Source organism: Sphingomonas sp. DG1-23 (assembly GCF_030730875.1).
In the GTDB taxonomy this organism is placed as follows: Bacteria; Pseudomonadota; Alphaproteobacteria; order Sphingomonadales; family Sphingomonadaceae; genus Sphingomonas.
Genome location: NZ_JAVAMA010000018.1, coordinates 18,811 through 41,404 on the forward strand (window position 1 = coordinate 18,811; position 22,594 = coordinate 41,404).

Genomic DNA, 22,594 nt, shown 5'->3' on the forward strand with positions numbered 1-22,594 from the left:
GTCAGCGCGCCGCATGCTTGCTTGCCGGGGGTGCCGGCGTCTTCGGCTTGTAGGCGCAGAGATCGGCGACCACGCACCGCCAACATTCGGGCGTTCGCGCCTTGCAGGTGTAGCGGCCGTGCAGGATCAGCCAATGGTGCGCGTGAAGTCGGAAGGGCCGGGGTACGCGCTTGTCGAGCTTGAGCTCGACGTCGAGCGGGGTCTTGCCGCGCGCCAGCCCGGTGCGGTTGCCGACGCGGAAGATGTGCGTGTCGACCGCGAAGGTCTCGCGCCCGAACGCGGTGTTGAGCACGACGTTGGCGGTCTTGCGCCCGACGCCCGGCAGCGCCTCGAGCGCCGCGCGATCCGCCGGGACCTCGCCGCCGTGCTGCTCGATCAGCGCGCGGCTGAGCGCGAGGACGTTCTTGGTCTTGGTGTTGTAGAAATTGATCGTCCGCAGCCGTTCCCGGAGCGTCTCCTCGCCGAGCGCTAGCATCTTCTCGGGCGTGTCGGCCTCGGCGAACAATGTCCGTGTCGCCTTGTTGACCCCGACATCGGTCATCTGCGCGGAGAGCGCCACCGCGACCAGCAAGGTGTAGGGGTTGCTGTATTCGAGCTCGGTCTCGGGATGCGGATTGTCGGCCGCGAGCCGCGCGAAGAATTCGACGATTCCGGCCTTGTTCAAATGCCGAGTACCTGGTCCATCGTGTAGCGGCCGGGCTGCTGTCCTTTGAGCCAGAGTGCCGCCTGGACCGCCCCGCGCGCGAAGATCGCGCGATCGTCGGCGCGGTGAATGAGTTCGATCCGTTCGCCGGCGGTGGCGAAGATCACGCTGTGATCGCCGACCACCGATCCGCCGCGCAGCGACGCCATTCCGATCGTGCCCTCCGCGCGCGGCCCGGTCAGCCCGGCGCGATCGCTGACCCCCGCTTCGGCGAGGGTGGTGCCGATGCCGTGCGCGGCGGCGTTGCCGAGCATCAGCGCGGTGCCCGAGGGCGCGTCGGCCTTGTTGCGGTGGTGCATCTCGACGATCTCAATGTCCCAGTCGGGGCCGAGCCGTGCCGCGGCCTCGCGCACCAGCCGCGCGAGCAGTCCGACGCCGACCGAGGTATTGCCGGTCTGGAGAACAGGGATCTCCGCGGCGGCGGCGTCGATCAGTGCATGGTGGTGCGCGCTGATCCCGGTGGTGCCGATCACGATCGGGGTCCAGGCGGCGCGCGCGGCGGCGAGATGCGCCTCCAGTGCGGCCGGCGCGGAGAAATCGACCAGCACATCGGCCTTGCGTGCGAGATCGGCGGGGTTGTCGCCGACATCCGCGCCGCCCGCGATCTGCGCGCCGAGACCGGGCGCGACGGCGGCGATCGCCTGCCCCATCCGCCCCATGCTTCCGAAAATGCCGATGCTCGTCATGCCGACTGCTGTGGCACAATCGGGGGGCGGGGCGACAGGGGCTATTTCGGCTTCCTGCCTAATGGAATCCGGAAGCGGACCATCGCCGCGGGAGCCTCAGCGCCCGGGAACGAGCGCTGCCCGGCCTCCAGAGAGACCTCGCCCGGCCCCAATCGCGTTGCCGCGCGTACCGGCGCCTCGACGTAACGTGGCTCGACCCGCCTCACCCGGAAGCGGTCCGGGTCGGCAGTGCCGCACACCATGATGTCATCCGCGGCAGGATCGCAGCGCGGCTGCGCCGTGACTGTGCGGGTTCCGTCGTCATCGCCGCCGGGGACGATGTTGCGGTCTTGCGGCAAGGCGTGGACGAGCAGCAAGGCGAGCAACATCATCGGCAAGCGCTCCGAAAGGATAACGCGTATTCAACGCGAGATTTGCGGCAGCCGCATGGCAGACGCCGAGCGCCGCCTTCACAGATCGACTCGCGGCGGGAACCGCGCCACCGACCGCAACCGTTCCAGAAAATCGTCGGACAATGACTGCGCCAATGGATCGGTCCATCGCGGGCTCTGTTGATCTGCATTCATCGTGTCATAGGCAGCTACGATGGCGTTGAACTCGTTCACCTGATCAAAGCCGGTAACGACGTAGCCGAGAAAAGGTTGATCGGCGCCGCCGGAGAAATCGAGGAGCTGGCCATCGCGTTGGTTCACGACGTGCGGCCAGGGATAGAGTTTGCCGAAAAGGTCGAGGAATTGAATCCCGACGACCATCGGCCAATGCCGCTGGTTCTGCACCATTTCAGCAACGATGTGGCATTGCCTGAAATGCGGTCGAAGTCCGGGCAGGGTGGCCGGCTGCGGATAACTGAGCGGTCCGGCCTCCAGAAGATTCCGCAGATAGTCGTGAAGATACCGGGAGAGACCCATAGAGGTGGTCCTGTCGATCTGCTTATTTCCTGCGCGGATCGATAGGCGCTTGCGCTGAGTGATGGTAGCGAGCGGGGCATGACCGTCCGCAACATCGTGATCCTCACCGGCGCCGGCGTCTCCGCCGAAAGCGGCGTCGCGACTTTTCGCGGACCGGGCGGATTATGGGAAGGGCACCGGGTCGAGGATGTCTGCACCCCGGAGGCGCTCGCGCATGATCCCGAACTGGTCCACCGCTTCTACGACGAACGCCGGGAGAAACTGGCCGGCGTGATGCCCAATGCCGCGCATCTTGCGCTGGCCCGGCTCGACAGGGAATGGTCCGGTGGCCTGCTGCTCGTCACCCAGAATGTCGACGATCTCCACGAGCGCGCCGGCTCGACCCGGCTCCTCCACATGCATGGCGAGCTCAAATCGGCACTATGCGCGGCCTGCGGCGTCCGCGCGGCATGGGAAGATTCGCTGCCGCCCGAAACCGAATGCCCGAATTGCGGCACCCCGGCGCTGCGCCCCGACATCGTCTTTTTCGGCGAAATGCCCTATCAGATGGAGCGGATCGAACGCGCGCTTGGCGAGGCCGATCTGTTCGTCTCGATCGGCACGTCGGGCGCGGTCTATCCCGCCGCAGGTTTCGTCCAGACCGCGCGCTATCATGGCGCGGCGACGCTCGAGCTCAACCTCGATCCGTCCGCAGGCAGCTTGTGGTTCGGTGAGAGCCGGATGGGGCCGGCGGGGGCTTTGGTGCCCATCTGGATCGAGGAAGTTCTGGCCGGCGCCTAGTCGACCCAGTCGAGCCCGATATCGCGGTAGAGGCCGCGGTCCTCCTCCCATTTCGGGTTGACCTTGACGTGGAGATAGAGGTGCACCGGCACCCCCATGATCCGCGACAATTCTGCGCGGGCGCGGGCACCGATCTCCTTGATCCGCGTGCCCCCTTTGCCGAGAACGATCGCGCGCTGTGTCTCGCGCGCGACGAGAATCTGCTGATGGATCTCGACCGATCCGTCGGAGCGCTCCGAATATTTCTCGGTCTCGACCGCGCTCGCATAAGGCAGCTCGGCGTGGAGCTGGAGGTAGAGCTGCTCGCGGGTGACTTCGGCGGCGATCATCCGCTCGGTGGCGTCGGAAACCTGGTCCTCGGGGAAATGCCATTCGCTCTCGGGCATCGCCGCGGCGAGCGCGGCCTTGAGCTCGGGGACGCCGTCGCCAGTCTGCGCGCTGACGAAATAGGTCTCGTCGAACGGCAGCATCTCGTTGAGCCGTGCGGCATGGCCGAGCAGCCGCGGCTTGTCGGCGATATCGACCTTGTTGAGGATCAGGATCTTCCGTTCGCGGCGCCCGGCGAGACTTTCGATCACTTGCTGGACCTTGGGGCCGGTTCCGCCCTTGCCATCGACCACCAGAGCGATCAGGTCGGCGCCGTCGGCGCCCTCCCATGCCGCGGCGACCATCGCGCGATCGAGCCGACGCTCGGGGGTGAAGATTCCCGGCGTGTCGACGAGGACGAGTTGAGCGGCGCCCTCGATCGCGATGCCCATCAATCGGGCGCGCGTGGTCTGCGCCTTGGGGCTGACGATCGCGACCTTCTGGCCGACGAGCGCGTTGACGAGGGTCGACTTGCCGGCATTGGACGCGCCGACGATTGCGATCACGCCGCAATGGGGGGTGGTGGACTCGGTCATCTTCTCACAATTCGGAAACGCGCCCTTCGACAGGCTCAGGGCGAACGGGCTTTGGGGTCGTCCTCTCCCCTAGCCGTTCGCCCTGAGCTTGTCGAAGGGTGAGCGCCCCAGCTACCGGGACGTGAGCTTCTCCAGTAACGCCGCCGCGGCCGCGGTCTCCGCTTCCTGCTTCGACGTCCCTTCCCCCGTCGCCTCGGCCAGTTTGCCGATCGCCACCTTCACCGTGAAGCGCGGGGAGTGGTTGGGGCCCGAGCGGTCGACGATCTCATATTCGGGCGGGCGGCGATTGTTTGCGGCCGCCCATTCCTGCAGCGCCGATTTGGGATGCTTGGGCGCCTGGCCCTGCAGGTCGATGCGCTTCGCCCATGCCTGGCGGATGAAGCCGCGCACCGCCTCGAGCCCGAATTCGAGATAGAAGGCGCCGATCAGCGCCTCGATCACGTCGCCCAGCACATTGTCGCTGTCCGCCGCGCCGTCCTCGCGCGCCTGTTTGCCGAGTCGCAGATAGGGTGCCACGCCCACCTCGCGCGCGACGCCGGCGCAGACCGGGCCGGTCACCAGCGCATTGAGCCGGCGGGACAGCGCGCCCTCGGGTTCGTCGGCGAAGCGCTCGAACAGCCATTCGGCGATGACCAGCCCGAGCACGCGGTCGCCGAGAAACTCCATCCGCTCGTAATTGGCCGCGGCCTGGCTGCCATGAGTCAACGCGCGCTGATAGGCGGCGAGATCCGCGGGCTTGCGGCCGAAGGTCTCAGCGATCCATCCCCCCAGAGCGGGGGCGGTCAGAAGCCTTCTCCGATCCGGCTCCAGCGCGCCGCGGTGAACCAGGTCCAGGGCAGAAACCAATTGGCGCTGCCGTCGGTCGACCAGAAGCTGACCACTGCCTTGCCCTCGATATTCTCCAGCGGCACGAACTCGATGCCCCCATCGGCGTGGCTGAAGCGGCTGTCGGTCGAATTGTCGCGATTGTCGCCCATCAGGAAGACATGGCCGGCAGGCACGGTATAGATGCCGGTATTGTCCTTGGGATAGCTGCCCTGGTCGAGCACTTCATAGGTCTTGCCGTTGGGCAGGGTCTCCCGGAAGCGCGGAATGCTGCAAACCGCATTTCCCTGGGCGTCGAGGCTCTGGAAGCGTTCCTGGCAGCCGCGCCCGCCATTTTCCTGCGCCGCCGGGAAATTGGGGCTCAGCGGCAGGACGAATTGCGCGACGCGATCCTTGGGGATCGCCTTGCCGTTGAGGATCAGCTGCCCGCCCACCATCTGCACGCTGTCGCCCGGCAGGCCGATGACGCGCTTGATCCAGTCGGTGTCGTTGCCCGGCGGCGCCTTGAACACCACCACGTCGCCGCGTGCGGGCGTCCCGCCGAAGACGCGGCCCGGGATCAGCGGCAGGCTCCACGGCAGCGAATGCTTCGAATAGCCGTAATTCCATTTGGTGATGAACAGATAGTCGCCGATCAACAGCCGCGGCAGCATCGACTCGCTGGGGATCGAGAAAGGCGAGAAGATGAAGCTGCGCACCACGAACACGATCAGCGCCAGCTTGACGAGGAACGACGCGAGATCGCGCCATTCGGATTTGGGCTTTTCCGCCGCCGTGCCCACCGAATAGGGCTTGGGCGCATCGGCTGCGGGCGTTTCGGGCTCTGCGGAGGGCGCGTTTTCCATGGACTGTGCTCTGCTTGGGCTGGGCGGGTTGGTCAAGCGGCTGAATAGCGCTGGCAGGCGCCGTTAGGGGAGGATAGGGGCAGCCTGCGTTCAAGGAGATGAACATGGCATTGCCTGACTGGTCGACGATCCAAGCCCTCGAGCCCGCCTCGCTCAAGCAATTGTTCGACGCCGATCCGGCGCGTCTGACGGCGCTTTCGCTCGACGTGGCGGGGATCCATTTCGACTGGTCCAAGACCCATCTGATGCCCGAGGCGATCGAGGCCTTCACCAGGCTGGCGGCGGACATGGGCCTCGCGGCGAAGCGCGACGCTTTGTTCGCGGGCGAAGCGATCAACGTCACCGAAGGTCGCGCCGCCGAGCACAGCGCCGAGCGCGGCGAAGGCGCGCCGGAGAGCGTGGCGCGTGCGCGCGGGTTCCATGCGCGGATGCGCGCATTGATCGATGCGATCGAAGCCGAGGCGCTCGGTCCGGTGCGCCACATCCTCCATATCGGCATCGGCGGATCGGCGCTCGGGCCCGATGTTCTGGTCGACGCGCTCGGCCGCGACGCCGACCGCTACGACGTGGCGGTGGTCTCGAACGTCGACGGCGCCGCGCTCGAGGAGGCCCTCGACCGCTTCGATCCGCAGGCAACCCTGATCGCAATCGCTTCCAAGACCTTCACCACCACCGAGACCATGCTCAACGCCGACAGCGCGCTCGCCTGGCTGTCGGGCAACGGCGTCGAGGATCCCTATGGCCGCGTCGTCGCGCTGACCGCGGCGCCCGACAAGGCCGTGGCGTGGGGCGTCGACGAAACCCGCGTGCTGCCCTTCGCCGAGAGCGTCGGCGGGCGCTATTCGCTCTGGTCGTCGATCGGCTTTCCCGCGGCGCTCGCGCTCGGCTGGGACGCGTTCGAGGAGATGCTCGAGGGCGCGGCCGAAATGGACCGTCATTTCCGCCTGACGCCGCTGGAGAAGAACGCCCCCGTCCTCGCGGCGTTCGCCGATCTTTATTACGCACAGGCCCGCGGTTGCGAGACTCGCGCGACCTTCGCCTATGACGAGCGCCTCCGCCTGCTGCCGAGCTATCTCCAGCAGCTCGAGATGGAATCCAACGGCAAGCGGGTGACTGCCGAAGGCCAGCCGGTTGCGTGGCCGACCGCGCCGATCACCTGGGGCGGCGTCGGCACCGACGCGCAGCACGCAGTGTTCCAGTTGCTCCATCAGGGCACGAGGCTGGTTCCGGTCGAATTCATCGGGGTGATCGAGCCGGGCCATGCGCAGGGCGACGCGCATCACCGCCAGCTGCTGCTCAACATGTTCGCGCAGGGCGCCGCATTGATGGCGGGCAAGCCGCATCAGGATCCTGCTCGCGCCTATCCGGGCGACCGGCCGTCCTCGACTCTGCTGCTGAACGATCTCGATCCGCGCACGATGGGCGCGCTGCTGGCGTTCTACGAGCAGCGCACCTTCGTCAACGCGGTACTGCTCGGGATCAATCCGTTCGACCAGTTCGGCGTCGAGCTCGGCAAGGAAATGGCGCGCGCAGCCGAGCAGGGCGGCGATTTCGACGCCTCGACCAGCGATCTGATCCAGCGCGCGTTCGGCTGATGGCGGGCGGCGACGAGGACTATGTCTATGACGAGGCGCGCGGGGAATGGGTCCCCGCCGCCGAGGCTGTGGAAGCGGGTGGCGCGGAAACGGTCGAGGTCCGCGATTCAGTCGGCAACCTGCTGCAGGACGGCGATCAGGTCACGTTGATCAAGGATCTGACCGTCAAGGGCGCCGGCCAGACGCTCAAGCGCGGCACCGTGATCAAGTCGATCCGCCTGACCGGGGACGCGCAGGAGATCGACTGCAAATATGAAGGCATCAAGGGCCTGGTGTTGCGCGCGGAGTTCGTGCGGAAACGCTAGACGGGCGATCCGGCCAGCCCGGCGATATAGTCCTCGAGCCGGGTCTGGCCCCGGATCACATCGTCGGGCCAGCCGGGCGAGTCCGCCGTCGCCGCGGTCATCCGGGAATAGCTTTCCGCCGCCGCGTCCGAGAAGCCCGTCGCCTTGAACGTCGCCACCCATTGGTCGCGCGGAATCGTCTCGACCCGGACCGGACGCGCGAGCGCTGCCGCGAACGCCTCGGCCACGTCCTGCGGCGTGTAGCGGCGCGGTCCCTCGACAAGGAACATGCCGGTACGATCGTCGGTCATCAGCGCCGCCGCGTGCCGCCCCAGATCCTCCGGCGCCACCATCGGCAGCTCGAAGCCGGGATCGAACATCGTCCGCAGCACGCCCTGCTCGCGCACTTCCTGCAAATTCATCGCCCAATTGCTGAAATAATAAGCGCCGCGGTTGATCGCGTAAGGGATGTCTTGCGCCGCCAGTCCCTGCTCGAGCTCCCATAAGGTGTTTAGGTCGCCGCAGCGCTCGCCCGGCCGGGCGCCATAGGTCGATTCGCCGACCAGTTTCTCCAGCCCCGAACCCTCCAGCGCGGCGAGGATCGCAGCGATCGTCCGACGTTCCTCCACATCGGTGTCGGTGGTGACTGCGGCCGGCGGGTTGAGCAGAAATGCGTGCCTGCCGGTACGCAGCACCTCGCGCAACGCGGCTTCATCATGCACATCGGCTTTGGCGAATTTCGCGCCTTTGGCTTCCCATGCATTCGCCTTGGCCGGGTCGTGCCCGACCACGGTTACCGGCTCGCCTTTTGCCAGCAGGGTCTCCGCCACGGCCGACCCGACATGGCCTGTGCCGCCCAGAATGATGTGCATCGTCGCTCTCCTCACGGGAGGAACCGGCGGCGCACGCATCGGCTCCGTTGGCATCGGGCGTCGGCGCGCCTATCTGCGGCTCCGGCGCGACGAAGCGGGAGCGAATGCAATGGCCGACTATGATTACGACCTCTTCGTCATCGGCGCGGGGTCGGGCGGGGTGCGTGCCTCGCGCGTGTCGGCCGCATACGGCGCGAAAGTCGCGGTCGCGGAGGAGTATCGCGTGGGCGGCACCTGCGTGATCCGCGGCTGCGTGCCCAAGAAATTGCTCGTCTACGGCGCGCACTTCGCCGAGGATCTCAAGGACGCCAAGCGCTTCGGCTGGCAGGTCCCCGAATGCGACTTCGACTGGGCCACCCTCCGTGACAACGTCCTCGCCGATGTCGATCGCCTCAACGGCCTCTATGCCCAGGGGCTGAACAATGCCGGCGCCGAGATCATTCTCGAACGCGCAACCGTCACCGGCCCGCATGAAGTCACGCTCGCATCCGGCAAGAAGGTCACCGCCAAATACATCCTCGTCGCCACTGGCGCGCATCCGCACGTTCCCGAATTCCCGGGCAGCGAGCACGGCATTACTTCGAACGAGGCCTTCCACCTCGAAAGCCTGCCGCGGCGGATCCTGATCGCCGGCGGCGGCTATATCGCAAATGAGTTCGCCGGAATCTTCAACGAGTTCGGCAGCCACGTCACCGTGGTCAACCGCACCGACGTGATCCTGCGCGGCTATGACCATTCGGTACGCGACCGCCTGCTCCAGATCTCGCTGACCAAGGGCATCGACTTCCGCTTCCATGCCGAGTTCGAGAAGATCGAAAAGCTCGAAAATGGCTGTCTCAAGGTCTTCCTCACCGGGCAGGAGCCGGTGGAGGTCGACGTCGTCCTGTTCGCCACCGGCCGCGTGCCCAATTCCACCGGGCTGGGGCTCGAGGAAGTCGGCGTCGAGCTTGATGCCAAGGGTGCGGTCAAGGTCGACGCGCAGAACCGCTCGAACGTCGACAGCATCTATGCGGTCGGCGACGTGACCAATCGCATCCAGCTCACGCCGATCGCCATTCGTGAAGGCCAGGCCTTCGCCGACACGATCTTCGGCAACAATCCCCGGACGGTCGATTATAGCTGCGTGCCGAGCGCGGTGTTCAGCCACCCGCCGATCGCCGCGGTCGGCATGACCGAGGGCGAGGCGCGCAACAAGCTCGGCTCGGTCAAGGTCTACGCCTCGGATTTCCGGGCGATGAAGAACGTGCTGGCCAATCGCAACGAGCGCGCGCTCTACAAGATGGTCTGCGACGGGATGACCGGCAGGGTGGTCGGCATCCACATGATCGGCCCCGATGCACCCGAGATTCTCCAGGCCGCCGCGGTCGCGGTAAAGGCCGGACTCACCAAGGAGGCGTTCGACGACACCGTCGCGCTGCATCCCAGCATGGCCGAGGAGCTGGTGCTGCTGAAGTAACCGTGCTGGCGCGGGAGCAGGAGCACCGCAACCCCTGTTACTCGCTCAGCAGCAAATCCGCTTCGCGCGCCGGTTCGTCGTCATCTCCCGAGCGGATGCTGACTGCGCGGGTGGTCGAGACCTGCATCGCGACATTGCCGAGGGTGCGGAAGATGTCGGGGATCGTCTCGACCGCGACGAGCAACCCGAGCGGCAGGATCGGCACGCCCATCGCGATCGCGATCGGCGCGATCGAGCTGACGAAACTTACCGTTCCCGGAAGCCCGACCGCGCCCATCGTGGTGATCGCCCCCGCGGCGAGCCCCGCGGCGAGCTGGCCCGGCCCGAGCGGAATGCCGAACCAGTGCGCGACATAGATCGCCACCGCGAAGTTCATTGCCGGCCCGGTCCAGCGGAAGATCGCCACGCCGATCGGCAGCGTCACCCCCGAATGCGCGACGGGGACGTCGAGCTTCTCGGTGGCCTTGAGCATCGCCGGCAGCGAGGCGAGCGACGATTGGGTGCTCAGCGCCACGGCCTGTGACGGGCCGATCACGCGCAGGTAACGCAGCGGCGAGACCCGCCCGAAGATCCATGCGAACGGCACTGCGAGCAGCCACAAGACGATGCCGACGCCCGAGACCACCGCGACATAATGGAGCAGCGCCCCGAACGCCGAGGTCCCCGCGCGCGCGCCGACCACATAGGCCAGCGCGCCGACGCCGATCGGCCCCAGCCACAGCACCCAGTTGATCACCACCAGCATCGCATTGCCGAGCGCCTCGAAGAAGCCGGTCAGGCGCCTGCGCTCTTCGGCGGGCAGCTTGGTGACCGCGAAGGCGAACACCGTGGTGAACAGGATCAGCGGCAGGAAGGCGTCGGTTGCCGCGGAGGTCACCGGGTTCGACGGGACCATCGCGATGAGGAAATCGGTGAAGGGCGGGACTTCGCCGATCTTGGGCGCCTCCTGGGCGAGCGCGCCCTTCAATCCGGCCGCGGCGGCGGGATCGAGCGGCCAGAGATCGAGGAAGCTCAAGGTCAGCGCGCCGCCCAGCGCCGAAGAAACCCAGAGCAGGACGAGGAAGGTGATGAACGCGCGCGTAGCGAGTCGGCTGGCCTTGGCCCGCTCGGCGGTGGCGGCGATTCCGGTGACCAGCAGCGACGTCACCAACGGCACGATCGTCATCTGCAGCGCATGGAGCCAGATCGTGCCGATCGGCTGGACCCAGTCCGCCGCCTGAAGCGCGAGCGCGGGCGACCCCTTCGCCGCGAAGACGCCGATGACCAGGCCGGCGATCAGCGCCAGAAGAATACGGGTAGGTTGCGACATGCTCGCCCTTTGTGGTTTTCGCCGCTATCTCTGCAGGCACGAAACGCCACAAGGGCGCGAACAGGCAGGGCATGGCAAGAAAATATTTCGGCACCGACGGAATCCGCGGCACGACCAACGTCTCGGCGATGACCGCGGCGATGGCGATGAAGGTCGGCATGGCGGCAGGGGCGCATTTCGCGCGGGGCGATCACCGCCACCGCGTCGTGATCGGCAAGGACACCCGGCTCTCGGGCTATATGCTCGAAAACGCGATGGTCGCGGGATTCACTTCGGTGGGCATGGACGTGGTGCTGGTCGGGCCGATGCCGACCCCGGCGGTGGCGATGCTCACCCAATCGATGCGCGCCGACATGGGCGTGATGATCTCGGCGAGCCACAACCCCTATGCCGATAACGGGATCAAGCTGTTCGGCCCCGACGGCTACAAGCTCTCCGACGAGGACGAGCTCGCGATCGAAGCGCTGATCGACGGCGAGGTGCGGCTGGCGGCCTCGGCCAATATCGGCCGGGCGCGGCGAGTCGAGGATGCGCGCGGGCGCTACATCCACGCCGCCAAATCGACCTTCCCCGAGGATCTCACGCTCGACGGGCTCAAGGTGGTGGTCGATTGCGCCAATGGCGCGGCGTATCAGGTCGCCCCTTCGGCCCTGTGGGAATTGGGTGCCGAAGTGATCGCGATCGGCGTCACGCCCAACGGCAAGAACATCAACGACGGGGTCGGCTCGACCGCGCCGGAAACGCTGTGCGAGACGGTGGTCGCCAGCGGCGCGCAGATCGGCATCGCGCTCGACGGCGACGCCGATCGGCTGATCGTCGTCGACGAGACCGGCCGGGTGATCGACGGCGACCAGCTGATGGCACTGATCGCGGGTGGCTGGGCGCGGCAGGGGCGCCTCGCCGGCGGCGGGCTGGTGACCACGGTGATGTCGAACCTCGGGCTCGAACGGCATCTGGCCGCGCAGGGGCTGGGAATGGTGCGCACCGCGGTCGGCGATCGCTACGTCCTCGAGAAGATGCGCAGCTCGGGCTATAATGTCGGCGGCGAGCAGAGCGGGCATATCATCCTCTCCGATTATGCCACTACCGGCGACGGACTGGTCGCATCGCTCCAGGTGCTCGCCGAGCTGGTCCGCGCCGGCGCGCCGGCCAGCGAAGTGCTCCATCGCTTCGATCCGCTGCCCCAGATCCTCAAAAATGTCCGCTTTAAGGGCGGCAAGCCGCTCGACGATGCGCGCGTGCAGGATGCCATCGCCGGCGCGGAGGCCGAGCTCGACGGCAAGGGCCGGCTCGTCATCCGCGCCTCGGGCACCGAGCCGGTGATCCGGGTGATGGCCGAGGGCGACGATCGCGGCCAGGTCGAAGCCGTGGTCGATCGCATCTGCGATGTGGTGCGCGAAGCCGCGGCATGAGCGGACCGATCCTCAATCTCGACGCGCTCGACTTCGACGATGTCGAGGAGAATGGCATCTACACTTCGCGCCGCGCGACGATCAGCGACCTGATCGGCGCGCGCAAGCTCGGCTATAATCTCACCGTGCTCCCGCCCGGCAAGGTCCAGTGCCCGTTCCACAGCCATCACGGCGAGGAGGAGATGTTCTTCATCCTCGAAGGCGAGGGCGAGCTGCGTTTCGGCGCCGAACGCCATCCGATCCGCGCAATGGACGTGATCGCCTGTCCCACTGGCGGGGCCGAGGTCGCGCATCAGATCGTCAACACCGGCCGGGTCGATATGCGCTATCTCGCGGTCTCCAATCTCGTCGAGATCGAGACCTGTGAATATCCCGATTCGGGCAAGATCAGCGTGGTCGCCGGTCCGCGCGGCGCGCGCACGGTGCGCCATCTGTTCCGCAAGGTCGACGAAGTCGATTATTACCATGGCGAGAGCACGCGCTGAATGCTCGAGATGCGCCCCGATTGCGAGCGCTGCGGCGTCGATCTGCCTGCCGATGCTCCGGGCGCGTTCATCTGCTCGTTCGAATGCACCTTTTGCGCCGAATGCACCGATGCGTTCGACGATCGCTGCCCCAATTGCAGCGGCGAATTGATGGACCGGCCGACGCGAACTGGTAAAGCGCTCCTCCGCCACCCCGCTTCGGCGGAGCGCAAGTTCGAGGGATAGACAGTGACGCCGCGTATCCTGATCATTGCCGGTTCGGACTCGGGCGGCGGCGCGGGAATCCAGGCCGATATCAAGACCGTGACGATGCTCGGCGGCCATGCGACGACCGCGATCACCGCGATCACCGCGCAGAACACGCTCGGGGTCGATTCGGTGCACCCGGTGCCGACCGACATGGTGATCGCCCAGATCGACGCGGTGGTGCGCGACATCGGGGTCGATGCGATCAAGATCGGGATGATCGGCTCCGCCCGCACCGCGCTGGCGGTGGCGGAAAAGCTCGCCGAATTGCCCGGCGTGCCGGTGGTGTTCGATCCGGTGATGGTCGCGACCAGCGGCGCGACGCTCGCCGACCCGGCGACGATCGCCGCGTTCGAACGGCTGATGGCACGTGCCACCGTCGTCACCCCCAACCTGCCCGAGCTCGACGCGCTGGGCGGCGACCCCGGCGCGCTGATCGCCGCGCATGGCTGCGCGGTTTTGGTCAAGGGCGGCCATGGCGATACGCCGCAAGTGACCGACCGACTGTTCTCGGCCAACCCTGACGATCCGCCCGAAATCGAATGGAGCGATCCGCGCATCGAGACCGAGGCGACACACGGCACCGGCTGCACCTTGTCCTCGGCGATCGCCTGCGGATTGGCGCAGGAATGGGATCTGCCCGAGGCAGTGGCCCGCGGCCGGCGGTTCGTGCGGATCGCGATGCGCGAGGCACCCGAGCTCGGGCGCGGCCACGGACCAATGGGCCAGCAGGCGGTGCGGCTCGACCTCAACATGAGCTTCTTCGAGCCGATGCTGAACCAGGTGACCGTGCCGGCGCGGGACCTTGCCGCTTCGGAACGCTTCTATCGGTTGCTCGGGTTGCGCCAGGTCGTCCGGGCCAGCCCGCGCTATGCCCGCTTCGAAAGCGAGGGGGGCGCGACCTTCTCGATCGCCACTGACGAAAGCTATACAGCGCCCGTGGCCTATTTCGAGTGTGGCGATCTCGACGTGACGGTCGCCTATCTCCAGCAACAGGGTGTGAAGTTCGAAGCCGAGCCCAAGGACGAGCCATGGGGCTGGCGCGAGGCGCGGCTGCGCGATCCGGCGGGCAATGCGATTCGGCTCTATCAGGCTGGCGAGATGCGCCGCTTTCCGCCATGGCGGCTCGACGATGCTTAAGACCGGGCCTGACCTGAAGTTCGAACGCCGCTACAAGCGGCTCCACAAGGGCCTCGTCGCGGGCGTCGACGAAGCGGGCCGCGGTCCGCTCGCCGGCCCGGTGGTCGCCGCAGCGGTGGTGCTCGATCCGAAATGCATTCCCGAGGGGATCGACGATTCGAAGGTGCTGACCGCGGCGAAGCGCGCCGATCTGTGCGAGCGGCTGCTCGAATGCGCGAAGGTCGGAGTCGGGGTGGCGAGCGTCGAGGAGATCGACGGTCTCAACATCTTCTGGGCGACGATGCTGGCGATGACCCGCGCGGTCGACGCGCTCGGCTTCGTCCCCGCCTTCGTGCTGGTCGACGGCAATCGCTGCCCCGATTGGGCGCATCAGAGCCACGCCGTGGTCGGCGGCGACGCGCTGTGCCTGTCGATCGCCGCGGCCTCGATCGTCGCCAAGCATCGCCGCGACTGCATGATGGCCGAGCTCGATCTGGCGTTTCCCGGCTATGGCTGGGCGAGCAACAAGGGCTATTCGGCCAAATTCCATCAGGAAGCTTTGCGCACGCTGGGGCCGACGCCGCACCATCGCCGCAGTTTCGCGCCGGTCGCGCAGGCCGAGCTCGATTTCGGGCCGCGGATCGCGGCGGGATAGTCTCGCAGGGCTCCTGCTTTCGCAGGAGCACCGGGTGGAACTGAGGGAGGGATACGAATGGCACCGAACAGCCCGTGGCAGCATCATCGCTCGGCGAGCGTCGCCGACGACATCGATTTCGAGATCAAGGGGCAGGAGCTCCAGTTCGTCGAGATCGAGCTCGATCCCGGCGAGAGCGCCGTCGCCGAAGCCGGCGCGATGGTGTGGAAGGACGCGTCGGTCGAGATGACCACGGTGTTCGGCGACGGATCGGGCGGGCAGGGCGGCGGCTTCATGGGCAAATTGCTCGGCGCCGGCAAAAGGCTGGTCACCGGCGAGAGCCTGTTCACCACGGTGTTCACCCATCAGGGGCAAGGCAAGGCGCGAGTCGCCTTCGCCGCGCCGATCCCCGGTGCGATCCTGCCGCTGCGGCTCGCCGATTATGGCGGACAATTGATCTGCCAGAAGGACGCCTTCCTCGCCGCGGCGCGCGGCGTCTCGATCGGCATCGCCTTCCAGCGCAAGATGATGACCGGGCTGTTCGGCGGCGAGGGCTTCATCATGCAGAAGCTCGACGGCGACGGCTGGGTGTTCGTCCAGATGGGCGGCACCGTGGTCGAGCGCCAGCTTGCGCCCGGCGAAGTGCTCCATGTCGATACCGGCTGCGTCGCGGCGTTCACGTCGACGGTCGATTTCGACGTGGTCGCGGCAGGCGGGGTCAAGAGCATGATCTTCGGCGGCGAAGGCGTGTTCTTCGCGCGGCTGACCGGACCCGGCCATGTCTGGATCCAGTCCTTGCCCTTCTCGCGTCTCGCCGGGCGGATGCTCGCGGCGGCGCGGCCTTATGGCGGGCAGAGCCGCGGCGAAGGCTCGGTGCTCGGCCCGCTCGGCAATCTGTTCGACGGGGACTAGGTCCGCACCAGCCGTTCCACCCTCAGCATCGCGGCGGCCGCCAGCACCAGGGTCGCCGCCGCGAAGGCCATCGTCCAGATCGGCTCGCCCGGGAAGAAGCGCTTCATGATCGAACCCATCGCGGTGGCGACGAGCAATTGCGGCACCACCACGAAGACGTTGAACAGCCCCATATAGATGCCGAGCTTGGCCTGGGGCAGGCTCGAGGCGAGGATCGCATAGGGCATTGCGAGGATCGACGCCCAGGCGATGCCGATCCCCACTTCGCTGAGCAGCAGCCAGCGCGCATCGGGCATGACGAAGAAGCTGGCATAGCCTGCCGCGCCGCAGAGCAAGCCGACGATATGGGTGCGCGCCTGCCCGATGCGGCGGGCGAGCGACGGCAGCAAAGTCAGCGCGGCGACTGCGGCGACGCCGTTATAGGTGGCGAACAATACGTCGACCCAGCTCGCGCCTTGCTGAAAGCGCGGGCTCGCGGCATCGGGCGCGCCGTAGAAATGGAGCGCGACGATCGGCGTGGTGTTGATCCACATGATGAACAAGGCCGACCAGCTGAAGAATTGCGCGACCGCGAGCCGCTTCATCAGCAATGGCATGCCGGCGAAATCGCCGACGATGCTGCTGAGCATATTGGTTGGCGATCCGGCACGTGCGAGGGCGATTCCGGCGGCGCTGGCCAAGCCGTAGCCGAGCAATAGCGCGCCGAGCAGATAGACTTCCTTCTCGAGCCCGAATTGCCCGACCGCCCAGAGCACCAGCGCGCCGGCTAGGAGCCAGGGCGCGCTGGCGGCGTAGCTGCGGGTCGCGAGCGGCGCGGCGTGGGCGGGTTCGGCGGGTCCGTCGAATGCCGCCATGGCGTCGGGCGCATATTCGCGGGTGGTCACCACCGTCCACAACACCGACAGGAACAAGGCCGCGCCGCCGAACCAGAAGGCGTAGCGGACGGTGTCCGGGATGCCGCCGCCCACCGCGAGGTTGGACACGCCGAGATGCTCGAGCGCCCAAGGGAAGATCGACCCGACCACCGCGCCTGCGCCGATGAACGCGGTTTGTACGGCATAGCCGGCGGCGTGCTGGTCCTTGTGCAGCATGTCGCCGACGAAGGCGCGGAACGGCTCCATCGAGACGTTGAGCGACGCATCGAGCACCCACAGCATCACCGCGGCGAACAGCAAGGCCGGCGCCAGCGGCATCGCGAACAGCGACAGCGCGGCGAGCAGGGCGCCGGCGAAGAAATAGGGACGCCGCCGCCCGAGCCGTCCGAGCCAGGTGCGGTCGCTGAGATGGCCGATCACCGGCTGGACGAGCAGCCCGGTGAGCGGCGCCGCCACCCACAGCCATGACAGATCGTCGATCTTCGCGCCGAAGGTCTGGAAGATCCGGCTCATATTGGCGTTCTGCAGCGCGAAGCCGATCTGGATGCCGAAGAATCCGAAGCTGATGTTCCACAGGCCGGCAAAGGACTGACGCGGCTTTTCGCTCATTTTTCTCGCTTTCGCCTGGGCCCGGCGGCCCGCGCTAAATTGACCAAGTTCACCGAAACGCGATTCATCTCGTAGTTATATTTCGTCGGCGTCGAACTCAGATCGGGTCGTGTTGGGAGAACATAACCAGATCAAATCCAACTTTTAAAGGGGCATGCTTATAGGCATCACCCCGCCTCATTAGCCGTCATGCCGGACTTGTTCCGGCATCCACTGCGCGGTCGGGCGACGGACAAGCGGTGCCTGCTTTCCGCTTCGTTGCGCGGTGGACCCCGGAACAAGTCCGGGGTGACGAAGGATTGGGGGTTCCGACCTCGTTACCCCTCCGCGCCGCAGGAGCGCCGCACCACCAACCTGGTCGGCAGCAGCGCCGAGCCGACCGGCTGCTCGCGGATGCGGCCGATCAGCGTCTCGACCAGTTTGCGGCCGGCGAGGCGGGGATCCTGCATCACCGTGGTGAGCGGCGGGCTGGCGGAGCTGGCGGCGGGGATGTCGTCGAAGCCGACCATGGCGACGTCCTCCGGAACGCGCAGGCCCGCCGCGGCCAGCGCGCGCATCGCGCCGATCGCAATCAGGTCGCTCGCCGCGAGGATCGCGTCGAATTTCTCGCCGCTGGCGAGCAATGCGTTGGCGGCGGCGGCGCCCGATTCCTCGGTGGTGATCGCGTCGAATTGCAGGCCCGGCCGCGGGATCACGCCGGCCTGCTTGAGCGCCGCGACATGGCCGCGATAGCGATCGTGGAACTCGGGATAATGGCTCGATGCGCTGCCGAGAAAAGCGATGCCCCGCCGGCCGAGATCGAGCAGGTGCCGGGTCGCGTCCCGGCCGCCGCCGCGATTGTCGCAGCCGACGGTCAGCCCCGAGGCTTCGGACTGGACCGAGCCCCAGCGCACGAAATGCGTCCCCGCATCCTCGAGCGCGCGGAGCCGCTTCCGGTACAATTCATAGTCGCCATAGCCGAGCAGGATGATGCCGTCGGCCTTGCGCGAATCCTCATAATCGGTGTGCCAGTCGCTGGAGAGCTGCTGGAAGCTGATCAGCAGATCGTGATCATGCTCGGCACAGGCGCGGATGATCGCGGCGAGCATCGCGTGGAAGAAGGGGTTGATCAGCGAATCGTCGGCGGTCGGATCCTCGAAGAACAACAGGGCCAAGGTCTGCGAGTGGCGGGTGCGCAGGTTCGATGCGGCCTTGTCGACGCGGTAGTTGAGTTGCTTGGCGATCGATTCGATGCGCAGCCGGGTCGCCGGATTGACGCCGAGCTCGCCGCGTAATGCACGCGAGACGGTGGGTTGCGAGACCCCCGCGAGCTGCGCGATGTCGAATGATGTCGGCTTGCGTTGCATGCCCCCTCCTTCCCGGCGCGCGGCTGTGTCGCCGCTTCGCATAATATGCAGACAGCCCCAGATCGCCTGCGGCGTCAACGGCGCGGCGCACGCAAATCGGCCGGGCCGGGCAGGGATCGCCATTGAATACGTATGTGGCCGGCTGGTCGAGCGCCCCCATTTCGGAAGAAGTGCGGGGCGACGGGGTGCAACAGCCTTGCACGCCACAGGATGCGCATTCGAAAAGCGCCGGCCGCAAGAGCCGGAGCGAGGCGTGGATTAGGGGAGACGGACTTTGATCAGCAATCACCGTGGCCGGAGCGCCACTCGCATCGCTCTCGTGAGCCGCCAGGCGCTTGCCGCGGCGCTCGCGCTTGCCGCTTTTGCCGCGCCCGCATGCGCCCAGGAGGCGCCGACCGCCGATCCGGTGCAGGCCGACGACACCGCGCAGGAAGACATCGTCGTCACCGGCTTCCGCGCCGCGCTCGCCACCTCGGTCGCGACCAAGCGCCAGTCCAACCAGATCGTCGAATCGGTCTCGGCCGAGGATATCGGCAAGCTGCCCGACAATTCGATCGCCGAGGCGATCGCGCGGCTGCCCGGCCTCACCGCGCAGCGGCTCGACGGCCGCGCGCAGGTAATCTCGGTCCGCGGTCTCTCGCCCGATTTCGCCGCGACTCTGCTCAACGGGCGCGAGCAGGTCACCACCGGCGACAATCGCGGAGTCGAGTTCGATCAATATCCCTCCGAGCTGATGGGAGCGGTCGACGTCTACAAGACGCCTTATGCCGGGCTGATCGGGCAGGGGCTTTCGGGCACGATCAATCTGCGGACGATCCGCCCGCTCGATCACGGCAAGCGCGTGCTCGCGGTCAATCTGCGCGGCGAGATCGTCTCGCCGGGCAAGCTCAATGCCGGCACCAGCGACAAGGGCTGGCGCGCCAGCGCGACCTATGTCGACCAATTCGCCAACGACACGCTCGGCGTGATGATCGGCGTCGCGCACCTCACTTCGCCGACCCAGTTCGAGCGGTTCAATGCGTGGGGCTATCCGCGCTTCGAGACCAACAACGACAATTACGGCATCCGCAACACCCAGGGGACCGCGGACACCGCCGACGACACCTTCACCCCGCGTCCCGAATATGCCGCGGCGAATGGCGCGCTGATCATCGGCGGCTCCAAGCCTTATGTGCAGTCGGACGAGCTCGAGCGCACCGGCGCGATGGGCACCTTGCAATGGCGGCCCGATCCGGCGCTCAACATCACCCTGGACGGCTATTATTCGCGCTTCCGCGACGAGCAGACGCTGCGCGGCATCGAATTCCCGCTCTATTGGGGCAATGCGATCCTCAACCCCGGCTATACGGTCACCGACGGAATCATCACCGACGGCACGTGGCGCAACGTCAAGGGCGTGGTCCGCAACGACGCCAATCTGCGCGAGGCCGATCTCTATTCGGCCGGGCTCAACGTGACGTACGAGAGCGAGGGCTGGAAGCTGCTCGGCGACCTCAGCTACTCGCGGGTCGATCGCGAGGACAAGGTGCTGGAGACCTATGCCGGCACCTCGCGCGGCGCCGGCAACGGCCCCTATGACCTGCTCGGCTTCAGCGCCAATGGCGACGGCACCTATACCTTCGACCCGACGCTCGACTACGCCAATGCCGGGGTCATCCAGCTGACCAGCCCGCAGGGCTGGGGCGCCGACAATACCCCCGGCGGGCAGGACGGCTTCCTCAACAATCCCAAGACGACGGACGAACTGATCGCCTTCCGCGCCGCGGTCCAGCGCGAGCTCGGGCCCAATGCCGGCAAGATCGAGCTCGGCGCCAATTACACGAAGCGCGACAAGACGCTCGATCTCGCGCGCTTCTATCTCGGGCTCAAGGCCAATGCCGCGGCGCCGGGACACGATGTGAGCGTGCCGATCCCGTCGGACCAGCTGCTCGACCCGACCAAGCTCGATTTCCTCGGCATACCGGGGATGGTGAGCTACGATCCGCTCGGCCTCGCCTATAGCGGCATCTACGACTTCAACGCCGCGACCGACGCCAATCTCTACGCCTTCGGCTGGTCGGTCACCGAGAAGGTGCTGACCGGCTATGCCCGATACGACATCCAGGCCGAGATGTCCGACGGCGCCTCGCTCGCCGGCGATGTCGGGGTGCAGGTGGTCCGCGTCGACCAATCGTCGAACGGGCTCGCCGCTAGCGGATCGCCGGTCGCGGTGATCACCGACGTATCGGATCAGGTCAGCTACACCCATTTGCTGCCGAGCATGAACCTCGTCGCGCGGCTGAACGGCGGCTGGTCGCTGCGTCTCGGCGTCGCGCGCCAGCTCGCCCGGCCGCGGATGGACCAGATGCGCGCGTCGATCAATTTCAGTTACGACGCCTCGCGCGCGGGCAACACCAATGTGAACCTTTCGCCCTGGGGCGGATCGGGCGGCAATCCGCGGCTGCGGCCGTGGGTGGCGGATTCGGTCGACGTGTCGGTCGAGAAATATTTCGGGCCCGACAGCTATGTCTCGCTCGCCGGCTATTACAAATATCTCGAAACCTATATCTACCAGCAGCAATTGCTGTACGATTTCAGTGGCTTCCCGGTCACCAGCGGGCCCGAGCCGGCGATCCGCCAGGGCGTGGTCAGCATCTTCCAGAACGGGCAGGGCGGGCATCTCTACGGCGCCGAGGCGGCGTTCGCATTGTCCTTCGCGACTTTGACCTCGGCGCTCGACGGCTTCGGCGTGCTCGGCAGCGTCTCCTATACCGAGAGCGGCATCACCCCCGATCCGGGCAATCCGACCCAGCCGCTGCCGGGCCTGTCCAAATGGGTGGCGAGCGGGACGGTCTATTTCGAGAAATCGGGCTTCTCGGCGCGCGCCAGCGTGCGGCATCGCTCGGGCTTCCTCGCCGAATTGAGCGGCGTCGGCACCGATCGCATCCAGCGCCTCGCCAAGGCCGAGACGATCGTCGACGCGCAGATCGGCTATGAATTCCAGTCGGGCGCGCTCGAGGGGCTGGGGATTCAGCTCCAGGCGCAGAACCTGACCGACGAGCCGTTCAGCACCTACGATCCCGCCGACGACCGGCTGACGATCGACTATCAGCGCTACGGCACCCGCTATCTGCTCGGCGCGAGCTACCGCTTCTGAGGCCGCATGCCGCCCCGTCTTCGCGGCGGGGCGGCCAGTCGAGAGTTTACCGATGCGTAACGCGCTCCTTTTGCTCGCTTTCTCGCTGCTGTCCGCCCCCGCGGCGGCGCAGAGCTATCGCGACCGGTTGCCCGAGGACGAGATCCTCTATTTCCTCCTCCCCGACCGTTTCGAGAATGGCGACACCGCCAATGATCGCGGCGGGCTGAAGGGCGACCGGCTGGCCACCGGCTATGATCCGACTCACAAGGGCTTTTTTCACGGCGGCGATCTCGCGGGGCTGACCCGGCGGCTCGATTATATCGAGGCGCTCGGCGCGACGGCGATCTGGGTCGCGCCTATCTTCCGCAACAAGCCGGTGCAGGGTCCGACGGGGCAGGAATCGGCAGGCTATCACGGCTATTGGGTGACCGATTTCACTCAGGTCGATCCGCATTTCGGCACCAATGCCGAGTTCAAGGCGCTGGTCGATGCGGCGCATGCACGCGGCATCAAGGTCTATATGGACATCATCGCCAACCACACCGCCGACGTGATCCAGTATCGCGAATGCGGCGGGTGCGGCTATCGCAGCCGCCCCGACTATCCCTATGCGCGAAAGGGCGGCGCGAAGGGGGAGCCGATCAACCCCGGCTTCGCGGGCGACCAGCTCCAG

The 22,594-nt window shown here is 66.8% G+C and carries 23 protein-coding genes; 12 read left to right on the forward strand and 11 right to left on the reverse strand.

Annotation, left to right across the window (positions count from 1 at the left end):
- Position 1: 1 nt before the first annotated feature.
- From nth to Q9Q95_RS21095, 4 genes are all read right to left on the reverse strand, one after another.
- The gene (nth, locus tag Q9Q95_RS21080; protein ID WP_306099135.1) at positions 2-664 is read right to left on the reverse strand and encodes an endonuclease III; all 663 of its coding nucleotides are present in this window, start codon (positions 662-664) and stop codon (positions 2-4) included.
- The gene (gene dapB, locus Q9Q95_RS21085) at positions 661-1,389 is read right to left on the reverse strand and encodes a 4-hydroxy-tetrahydrodipicolinate reductase (protein WP_306099136.1); all 729 of its coding nucleotides are present in this window, start codon (positions 1,387-1,389) and stop codon (positions 661-663) included. Before dapB ends, nth begins: the two co-directional genes overlap by 4 nt.
- Before the next feature lie 41 nt (positions 1,390-1,430).
- Positions 1,431-1,760, reverse strand: a complete 330-nt coding sequence (locus tag Q9Q95_RS21090; RefSeq protein WP_306099137.1) for a hypothetical protein — start codon at positions 1,758-1,760, stop codon at positions 1,431-1,433.
- 78 nt (positions 1,761-1,838) lie between these two features.
- Positions 1,839-2,297, reverse strand: a complete 459-nt coding sequence (locus tag Q9Q95_RS21095) for a hypothetical protein (protein WP_306099138.1) — start codon at positions 2,295-2,297, stop codon at positions 1,839-1,841.
- Between the two features lie 78 nt (positions 2,298-2,375).
- Here Q9Q95_RS21095 and Q9Q95_RS21100 point away from each other — a divergent pair, with 78 nt between their 5' ends.
- The gene (locus Q9Q95_RS21100) at positions 2,376-3,077 is read left to right on the forward strand and encodes an NAD-dependent deacylase (protein ID WP_306099139.1); all 702 of its coding nucleotides are present in this window, start codon (positions 2,376-2,378) and stop codon (positions 3,075-3,077) included.
- On the opposite strand, the gene era is transcribed toward Q9Q95_RS21100, so the two are convergent.
- The 3 genes from era to lepB all read right to left on the reverse strand — a co-directional run bounded on the left by era (position 3,074) and on the right by lepB (position 5,649).
- On the reverse strand, positions 3,074-3,979 hold the full coding sequence (gene era, locus Q9Q95_RS21105) for a GTPase Era (RefSeq protein WP_306099140.1): 906 nt from the start codon (positions 3,977-3,979) through the stop codon (positions 3,074-3,076). The genes Q9Q95_RS21100 and era overlap by 4 nt on opposite strands.
- A gap of 111 nt (positions 3,980-4,090) precedes the next feature.
- A complete protein-coding gene (rnc, locus tag Q9Q95_RS21110) occupies positions 4,091-4,765 on the reverse strand; it encodes a ribonuclease III (RefSeq protein ID WP_371876825.1) in 675 nt (224 codons plus the stop codon).
- The gene (gene lepB / locus Q9Q95_RS21115) at positions 4,762-5,649 is read right to left on the reverse strand and encodes a signal peptidase I (protein WP_306099141.1); all 888 of its coding nucleotides are present in this window, start codon (positions 5,647-5,649) and stop codon (positions 4,762-4,764) included. The genes rnc and lepB overlap by 4 nt, the downstream gene beginning before the upstream one ends.
- A 104-nt stretch (positions 5,650-5,753) precedes the next feature.
- Here lepB and pgi point away from each other — a divergent pair, with 104 nt between their 5' ends.
- A complete protein-coding gene (gene pgi, locus Q9Q95_RS21120) occupies positions 5,754-7,244 on the forward strand; it encodes a glucose-6-phosphate isomerase (RefSeq protein ID WP_306099142.1) in 1,491 nt (496 codons plus the stop codon).
- The gene (locus Q9Q95_RS21125) at positions 7,244-7,549 is read left to right on the forward strand and encodes an alkylphosphonate utilization protein (RefSeq protein ID WP_306099143.1); all 306 of its coding nucleotides are present in this window, start codon (positions 7,244-7,246) and stop codon (positions 7,547-7,549) included. The genes pgi and Q9Q95_RS21125 overlap by 1 nt, the downstream gene beginning before the upstream one ends.
- Here the strand turns inward: Q9Q95_RS21125 and Q9Q95_RS21130 are convergent.
- Positions 7,546-8,400, reverse strand: coding sequence for an NAD(P)H-binding protein (locus Q9Q95_RS21130; protein WP_306099144.1), 855 nt, complete (start codon positions 8,398-8,400; stop codon positions 7,546-7,548). The genes Q9Q95_RS21125 and Q9Q95_RS21130 overlap by 4 nt on opposite strands.
- A gap of 109 nt (positions 8,401-8,509) precedes the next feature.
- Between Q9Q95_RS21130 and gor the strand changes: the two genes are divergently transcribed.
- A complete protein-coding gene (gor, locus tag Q9Q95_RS21135; RefSeq protein ID WP_306099145.1) occupies positions 8,510-9,856 on the forward strand; it encodes a glutathione-disulfide reductase in 1,347 nt (448 codons plus the stop codon).
- Between the two features lie 37 nt (positions 9,857-9,893).
- On the opposite strand, the gene Q9Q95_RS21140 is transcribed toward gor, so the two are convergent.
- Positions 9,894-11,165 (reverse strand): dicarboxylate/amino acid:cation symporter, encoded by a 1,272-nt coding sequence (locus Q9Q95_RS21140; RefSeq protein ID WP_306099146.1) that lies wholly within the window; start codon positions 11,163-11,165, stop codon positions 9,894-9,896.
- Positions 11,166-11,236: 71 nt separating this feature from the next.
- Here Q9Q95_RS21140 and glmM point away from each other — a divergent pair, with 71 nt between their 5' ends.
- From glmM to Q9Q95_RS21170, 6 genes are read left to right on the forward strand one after another with little or no spacing between them, the layout of a single operon-like run.
- A complete protein-coding gene (gene glmM / locus Q9Q95_RS21145) occupies positions 11,237-12,577 on the forward strand; it encodes a phosphoglucosamine mutase (RefSeq protein ID WP_306099147.1) in 1,341 nt (446 codons plus the stop codon).
- The gene (locus Q9Q95_RS21150; RefSeq protein ID WP_306099148.1) at positions 12,574-13,062 is read left to right on the forward strand and encodes a cupin domain-containing protein; all 489 of its coding nucleotides are present in this window, start codon (positions 12,574-12,576) and stop codon (positions 13,060-13,062) included. The genes glmM and Q9Q95_RS21150 overlap by 4 nt, the downstream gene beginning before the upstream one ends.
- On the forward strand, positions 13,063-13,287 hold the full coding sequence (locus Q9Q95_RS21155; protein WP_306099149.1) for a DUF1272 domain-containing protein: 225 nt from the start codon (positions 13,063-13,065) through the stop codon (positions 13,285-13,287).
- A gap of 3 nt (positions 13,288-13,290) precedes the next feature.
- Positions 13,291-14,448 carry a bifunctional hydroxymethylpyrimidine kinase/phosphomethylpyrimidine kinase gene (gene thiD, locus Q9Q95_RS21160; RefSeq protein WP_306099150.1) on the forward strand — a complete coding sequence of 386 codons (1,158 nt, stop codon included), beginning with the start codon at positions 13,291-13,293 and terminating at the stop codon, positions 14,446-14,448.
- On the forward strand, positions 14,441-15,082 hold the full coding sequence (locus Q9Q95_RS21165; RefSeq protein WP_306099151.1) for a ribonuclease HII: 642 nt from the start codon (positions 14,441-14,443) through the stop codon (positions 15,080-15,082). The genes thiD and Q9Q95_RS21165 overlap by 8 nt, the downstream gene beginning before the upstream one ends.
- 57 nt (positions 15,083-15,139) lie before the next feature.
- Positions 15,140-15,973 carry a TIGR00266 family protein gene (locus tag Q9Q95_RS21170; RefSeq protein ID WP_306099152.1) on the forward strand — a complete coding sequence of 278 codons (834 nt, stop codon included), beginning with the start codon at positions 15,140-15,142 and terminating at the stop codon, positions 15,971-15,973.
- On the opposite strand, the gene Q9Q95_RS21175 is transcribed toward Q9Q95_RS21170, so the two are convergent.
- Entirely contained in the window at positions 15,970-17,457 is a 1,488-nt protein-coding gene (locus tag Q9Q95_RS21175; protein ID WP_306099153.1) for an MFS transporter, read from the reverse strand. The two genes, Q9Q95_RS21170 and Q9Q95_RS21175, sit on opposite strands and share 4 nt — an antisense overlap.
- Before the next feature lie 317 nt (positions 17,458-17,774).
- Positions 17,775-18,803 carry a LacI family DNA-binding transcriptional regulator gene (locus Q9Q95_RS21180; protein ID WP_306099154.1) on the reverse strand — a complete coding sequence of 343 codons (1,029 nt, stop codon included), beginning with the start codon at positions 18,801-18,803 and terminating at the stop codon, positions 17,775-17,777.
- 274 nt (positions 18,804-19,077) lie between these two features.
- Here Q9Q95_RS21180 and Q9Q95_RS21185 point away from each other — a divergent pair, with 274 nt between their 5' ends.
- Together Q9Q95_RS21185 and Q9Q95_RS21190 are read left to right on the forward strand one after the other, a co-directional pair.
- Complete coding sequence (locus Q9Q95_RS21185; protein ID WP_306099155.1) at positions 19,078-21,939, forward strand: TonB-dependent receptor; 2,862 nt, start codon at positions 19,078-19,080, stop codon at positions 21,937-21,939.
- A gap of 52 nt (positions 21,940-21,991) precedes the next feature.
- The coding region (locus tag Q9Q95_RS21190; RefSeq protein ID WP_306099156.1) for an alpha-amylase family glycosyl hydrolase at positions 21,992-22,594 on the forward strand (603 nt) is incomplete at its 3' end.

Bases quoted from the DNA above. Each gene is read 5' to 3' on its own strand.
- dapB (WP_306099136.1), bottom strand. From the start codon at position 1,389: ATGACGAGCATCGGCATTTTCGGAAGCATGGGGCGGATGGGGCAGGCG.
- Q9Q95_RS21090 (WP_306099137.1), bottom strand. From the start codon at position 1,760: ATGATGTTGCTCGCCTTGCTGCTCGTCCACGCCTTGCCGCAAGACCGC.
- Q9Q95_RS21095 (WP_306099138.1), bottom strand. From the start codon at position 2,297: ATGGGTCTCTCCCGGTATCTTCACGACTATCTGCGGAATCTTCTGGAG.
- Q9Q95_RS21100 (WP_306099139.1), top strand. From the start codon at position 2,376: ATGACCGTCCGCAACATCGTGATCCTCACCGGCGCCGGCGTCTCCGCC.
- era (WP_306099140.1), bottom strand. From the start codon at position 3,979: ATGACCGAGTCCACCACCCCCCATTGCGGCGTGATCGCAATCGTCGGC.
- lepB (WP_306099141.1), bottom strand. From the start codon at position 5,649: ATGGAAAACGCGCCCTCCGCAGAGCCCGAAACGCCCGCAGCCGATGCG.
- pgi (WP_306099142.1), top strand. From the start codon at position 5,754: ATGGCATTGCCTGACTGGTCGACGATCCAAGCCCTCGAGCCCGCCTCG.
- Q9Q95_RS21125 (WP_306099143.1), top strand. From the start codon at position 7,244: ATGGCGGGCGGCGACGAGGACTATGTCTATGACGAGGCGCGCGGGGAA.
- Q9Q95_RS21130 (WP_306099144.1), bottom strand. From the start codon at position 8,400: ATGCACATCATTCTGGGCGGCACAGGCCATGTCGGGTCGGCCGTGGCG.
- gor (WP_306099145.1), top strand. From the start codon at position 8,510: ATGGCCGACTATGATTACGACCTCTTCGTCATCGGCGCGGGGTCGGGC.
- Q9Q95_RS21140 (WP_306099146.1), bottom strand. From the start codon at position 11,165: ATGTCGCAACCTACCCGTATTCTTCTGGCGCTGATCGCCGGCCTGGTC.
- glmM (WP_306099147.1), top strand. From the start codon at position 11,237: ATGGCAAGAAAATATTTCGGCACCGACGGAATCCGCGGCACGACCAAC.
- Q9Q95_RS21150 (WP_306099148.1), top strand. From the start codon at position 12,574: ATGAGCGGACCGATCCTCAATCTCGACGCGCTCGACTTCGACGATGTC.
- Q9Q95_RS21155 (WP_306099149.1), top strand. From the start codon at position 13,063: ATGCTCGAGATGCGCCCCGATTGCGAGCGCTGCGGCGTCGATCTGCCT.
- Q9Q95_RS21165 (WP_306099151.1), top strand. From the start codon at position 14,441: ATGCTTAAGACCGGGCCTGACCTGAAGTTCGAACGCCGCTACAAGCGG.
- Q9Q95_RS21170 (WP_306099152.1), top strand. From the start codon at position 15,140: ATGGCACCGAACAGCCCGTGGCAGCATCATCGCTCGGCGAGCGTCGCC.
- Q9Q95_RS21175 (WP_306099153.1), bottom strand. From the start codon at position 17,457: ATGAGCGAAAAGCCGCGTCAGTCCTTTGCCGGCCTGTGGAACATCAGC.
- Q9Q95_RS21180 (WP_306099154.1), bottom strand. From the start codon at position 18,803: ATGCAACGCAAGCCGACATCATTCGACATCGCGCAGCTCGCGGGGGTC.